The 3,855-nt window shown below is 43.8% G+C and carries 7 protein-coding genes; 1 reads left to right on the top strand and 6 read right to left on the bottom strand.

Translation table 11 applies throughout. The annotated features are described in order from the left end of the window. Positions 1–295: 295 nt before the first annotated feature. From R7093_RS23850 to R7093_RS23830, 6 genes are all read right to left on the bottom strand, one after another. A complete protein-coding gene (locus tag R7093_RS23850; RefSeq protein ID WP_005398424.1) occupies positions 296–466 on the bottom strand; it encodes a hypothetical protein in 171 nt (56 codons plus the stop codon). A gap of 16 nt (positions 467–482) precedes the next feature. Then, positions 483–770, bottom strand: a complete 288-nt coding sequence (nadS, locus tag R7093_RS23845; protein ID WP_029946694.1) for a NadS family protein — start codon at positions 768–770, stop codon at positions 483–485. Next, positions 760–1,152 carry a type II toxin-antitoxin system RelE/ParE family toxin gene (locus R7093_RS23840; RefSeq protein WP_224723981.1) on the bottom strand — a complete coding sequence of 131 codons (393 nt, stop codon included), beginning with the start codon at positions 1,150–1,152 and terminating at the stop codon, positions 760–762. The genes nadS and R7093_RS23840 overlap by 11 nt, the downstream gene beginning before the upstream one ends. A gap of 61 nt (positions 1,153–1,213) precedes the next feature. After that, a complete protein-coding gene (locus tag R7093_RS28695) occupies positions 1,214–1,447 on the bottom strand; it encodes an MbeD/MobD family mobilization/exclusion protein (protein ID WP_169567099.1) in 234 nt (77 codons plus the stop codon). Then, positions 1,448–1,897, bottom strand: coding sequence for an MbeB family mobilization protein (locus R7093_RS28690; protein ID WP_353616425.1), 450 nt, complete (start codon positions 1,895–1,897; stop codon positions 1,448–1,450). It lies immediately after the preceding gene. Positions 1,898–2,602: 705 nt separating this feature from the next. After that, positions 2,603–2,944, bottom strand: a complete 342-nt coding sequence (locus tag R7093_RS23830) for a MobC family plasmid mobilization relaxosome protein (protein WP_025607773.1) — start codon at positions 2,942–2,944, stop codon at positions 2,603–2,605. 589 nt (positions 2,945–3,533) lie between these two features. Between R7093_RS23830 and R7093_RS23825 the strand changes: the two genes are divergently transcribed. Next, positions 3,534–3,855 (top strand): hypothetical protein (locus R7093_RS23825; protein ID WP_276426088.1); only part of this gene is annotated, 322 nt, incomplete at its 3' end.

Genomic DNA, 3,855 nt, shown 5'->3' with positions numbered 1-3,855 from the left:
TGGAGAGCCCAAAAACACATTTGAATGGCTTCAAATCGAAGCAAAGAAGCTCATAATTTAAAGCAACATAACGTTGTGGTGGTGATTATTATTCCTATTACGTTAAATAGCCGACTTAGCATCTCAAAACGCCAATCTGACGCTCTCAAAACGCTCCTGGAGCGTTTTTAAGCACTTATCCTTACCTAATTAGCCAGAAATCGGGCTGTAAGTTTGTGACGCTTTCAGAGCGATTTACAGGACAAAAAGTTCGCAGTTCGATTGAAACAAAAAACGCCCTCTAAGGGCGTTTTTTCTATGTTTTCATCTTATCGATGGCATCTTTGGTGATCAGCTCGTTAGCTATCTCTAAGTTCTCTTTGTACTTCTTCTCTTTGTACTTCTCATATTCAAATCGAGATAACGAACTTCTCGGATCGTACTCGTAACGCTGACAGAATTGCTCAAAAGTAACAGCTGCACTCATAGACACCTCTTAATCTTTAAACTGAAAACTTCGCATAAAGCTCTGGCTCTTTAGAGAGTAGAGTTAGGACTTTGCTTGCTAAACCTGTCGGATTTCTCCGTCCTTGCTCCCAACTTTTCACGGTATCAATACTCACATCCATCGCTTGTGCCAACTCTTTTTGGCTGACATCCAGTTGTGCTCGGATCGCTTTAACATCGGCAATCTCATAACGAGTGACATTCGCAGGAGTCTGCTCTCCTTTTGCAATCGCTTCGGCTTGCTTCATCGATGTATAAAGTTCATCAAAAATACTATTGCTCATTGTCATACTCTCTCTTAATCGACCTCGACACTTCTTTAAGGAGATTCTTCTCTTTCTGAGTTAAAGAGTCCTTTCTCCCTTTCTTGTACAGCAACACCAAATAGACAACATCAGGTTGGATCAGTAAGTAAATCGTTCGATAACCACCACTCTTACCTGTCGATTCTCCAGCAAGGCGAACTTTTCTTAGCCCTCCCGTTCCGACAATCAACGATCCCATTTCTGGGTTTTTGATGATGTCTGACTGCAACGCTCGAAACTCTTCATCCGTGAGCATCTCTTTTCGCTGAGATTCAAACAATGGCGTTTCAATAAACTCTAATGCGTAGCTAATAACCCGATCCTCTCCCAAAAGAATAGGAGTACATTGTACTCCTGGCAAGCGTATTTTCAAATGTATTAACGATTAAATCCGAAACCTCGACCTCTGCGATTTTGTCGTGCTAACGACTGCTCTTGCTGTATTGCTTTTCCAACGACTGGAGCTGCTGCGTCAAGTTGTTTACTTGCATGGTCAAGCTGCTCACACTGCTCTGTAAGCGTTGGTTCTCCTCGCTGCTCTGCTCGAATCTTTTCTCTAAATCCTTGTAGAGCTTCACGAACTCGCTGTGCTGCTCCTTGTGCTGCCTCTCTAAAACCTCGAAGGCGTGCAAAAGTTGTTTCTCTAGCTCGGTCATTTATTTCCTCTCCAACTTGATCAGCTCGTTCTTGCCATCGTTCATTGTCCACCCCTCCAGAATCGAGTAACCCTCTGGTATCACAATAAAACGTTCCCCTTTCTGGCTCTCGTACAGAGAAAGCCCCCAAGTCTTGTTCTGGAACTGCTCTAGGATCGCTTTTTGGCGGGCTATCTTTTTCTGATTGTCTAATATCGTCTGCCCTTGATACCAAGCGATCCCGTAACTGACGATCACCAAAAATAACAGGGTCACTGGCAACCAAATCCATGTTTTCATCACCAAGAGATTCAAACGTGATTGCTGCTCTTGGATGTCGTTTATGATTTTCTGCTCGCTTGATTTCAACGCATCTTGAATACGTTGTTCGTGCCTCTCGAAGTCTTTCTTTAGCGTTTGCTCGATAGCGTTGGCTTGCTTCTTCGATTGCGAATTGAAGTCCCTCGCCATATTCAAAATCTTGCTCATACAACAAACCTTTTAATCTTATGTTTCGTTTCCCACTTTCGGGATTCTTAATGCTGATGCTTTTAGCTGTCACTCTGGCAATCTCAAATCCTTTGCTTTCAAGCGCACCAATTACCCCTTTTCGACTACGGATCGCGCCTGATTGAGCAAGATTAAGTAGACCATCGGTAAGAAGTTGCTGAATCTCTTTTGCATCGGATGGAGTGTCTTTAGCACTCACCAAGCCTTGCTGATTAGCAGGGTCATCTGGGTCATGAAGCCCTAGTTCAAGATTCTTAATGGTGCGCCACGCATCGATACGAGGATTGTCTGCAAAGTGGTAGTAAGGTTGAAGTCGCTTGCCAGAATGAAGCTCAATATTTGGAATAACAAAATTCAGCTCTAACCGCCCTTTATCAAGATGCTCTACCCAAAGAATGGAGTATTGGTCTTTGTCTAAGCCTGGTAACAAAGCCTTTTCAAAATCAGCCATGAGGCGATCTTTAATCTCTTGTGATAAGTCCGTTTCAGCAAAACAGAGAAAGCCCGATGTGTACTTTTTGGCGTAAGGACTCGAATCAATGAGTGATTGAACTAAATCAGGATCGCCTTGATTGAGTGTCGCCCTCTCCCGATTTCTATCTTTCCCTAAGAGATAATCAACAGGGCCACTCCCAACGCCCTTACCTCTACGAGCGAACTGAACAATCATACTGAGATCTCATACTGTGCCATTATTTGCCCAAGCTGACGCTCGATTGCTGAAAGTTGAGCCAATACTTGAACCACATTCACGACATCATAATTCTGGGTATTCACTACTCTAGTGATCTGATTCAAGTTATTTCCAAGTCCAGATAACTGGCGCAATAATGCGGGGTCTACTTTAGGAACATTGGCTCTTTTAAGAGTCCGTTCCCCAAGACAAGTCTCTCTCACCCAAGGAGCTAATTCCGCACCATCACACCGATCTTTCAGAGCTTGAAGTTCAGTCTCAGTGACTCTGATCTTGATGGACTTTTCTCGTATTACTTTCTTCTTTTCAGTCATGGTAATTCTTTAGTTTGAGTGCTTTTAACTAGGGTTAAGGGAGCGTAGCGTCCCTTACAAGGCACAATGACAACGTAACGAAGTGGAGGGGTCTTTGTGTAGCCTTGCTTATGTGCTTAACAAAAGATAGAAAGTAAGATAAAGAAATGCAAATAAGGGAAATCATGAAGTATCGAACAATGACAGTAAGAGCAAAGAGGAGGCTAGCCAAGCTAGCGCAAACCACCCTTTCGGCTGCGCCGACCCCTACCCATTTCAACTCAAATTTATGAGTGATTTGGGTATCTTTTTGGTCGCTTTCAGATTGGGTAAGTCTCTTCCCTTTCGGGCTGCCCTGCGCTGTGAGTAAGGCTTTACGCCCCCATTCCAGTCTCACAACACTAATCAATTATTCCTTTTCCGCAGTTCTCCCTCTAGCAGCTACAAGAGAGCGGTTTTATCGTGCTTTCGCAAGTTTTGATTAGTGCCTTTACCTGCCACCTTTGGAACTTCCCTTGGTCGGTGGCTGATGCGCATCGCTCTGTCCAAAACATCTTGAGTCCAAACAGAGTGCAGGAATACTTGAAGTGCTTAAACGATATGGGCTATCATGAAAGGACTTACACAGGCCGTCAAACCGGTAAGTATTCCGATCAAAGCCGACCTTGCAGGGTCGGTTTTGTCACATCTGGGGATTGAGATTACAACCAAAGAGCTGGGATCTCAACGATCCTTTTCTAAGGTAATGAACGTCCTCAAGAAAAACGCCTCCCATTGGGAGGCGTTTTTCGTATCTGCCAGATGTAAAAAAGGTCGCCGGTTTGGGCAACCTTTTGCGTTCTATCGTTCAGTTCGCACAACGAGTGTTACGTTAAATTACTCATTACTTTCTTTTAAACCAAAGCAGTCCCACTCTATCAGCAATCGACTAA

This window comes from Vibrio sp. 1580 (assembly GCF_033340055.1).
Note: the sequence above shows the minus strand (reverse complement) of the source record. Positions and strands in the feature narration are given on the sequence as shown.

Excerpts from the sequence above, each read along its gene's own strand:
- R7093_RS23850 (WP_005398424.1), bottom strand. The coding sequence starts at position 466 with ATGAGTGCAGCTGTTACTTTTGAGCAATTCTGTCAGCGTTACGAGTAC.
- nadS (WP_029946694.1), bottom strand. The coding sequence starts at position 770 with ATGAGCAATAGTATTTTTGATGAACTTTATACATCGATGAAGCAAGCC.
- R7093_RS28695 (WP_169567099.1), bottom strand. The coding sequence starts at position 1,447 with ATGACCGAGCTAGAGAAACAACTTTTGCACGCCTTCGAGGTTTTAGAG.
- R7093_RS28690 (WP_353616425.1), bottom strand. The coding sequence starts at position 1,897 with ATGGCGAGGGACTTCAATTCGCAATCGAAGAAGCAAGCCAACGCTATC.
- R7093_RS23830 (WP_025607773.1), bottom strand. The coding sequence starts at position 2,944 with ATGACTGAAAAGAAGAAAGTAATACGAGAAAAGTCCATCAAGATCAGA.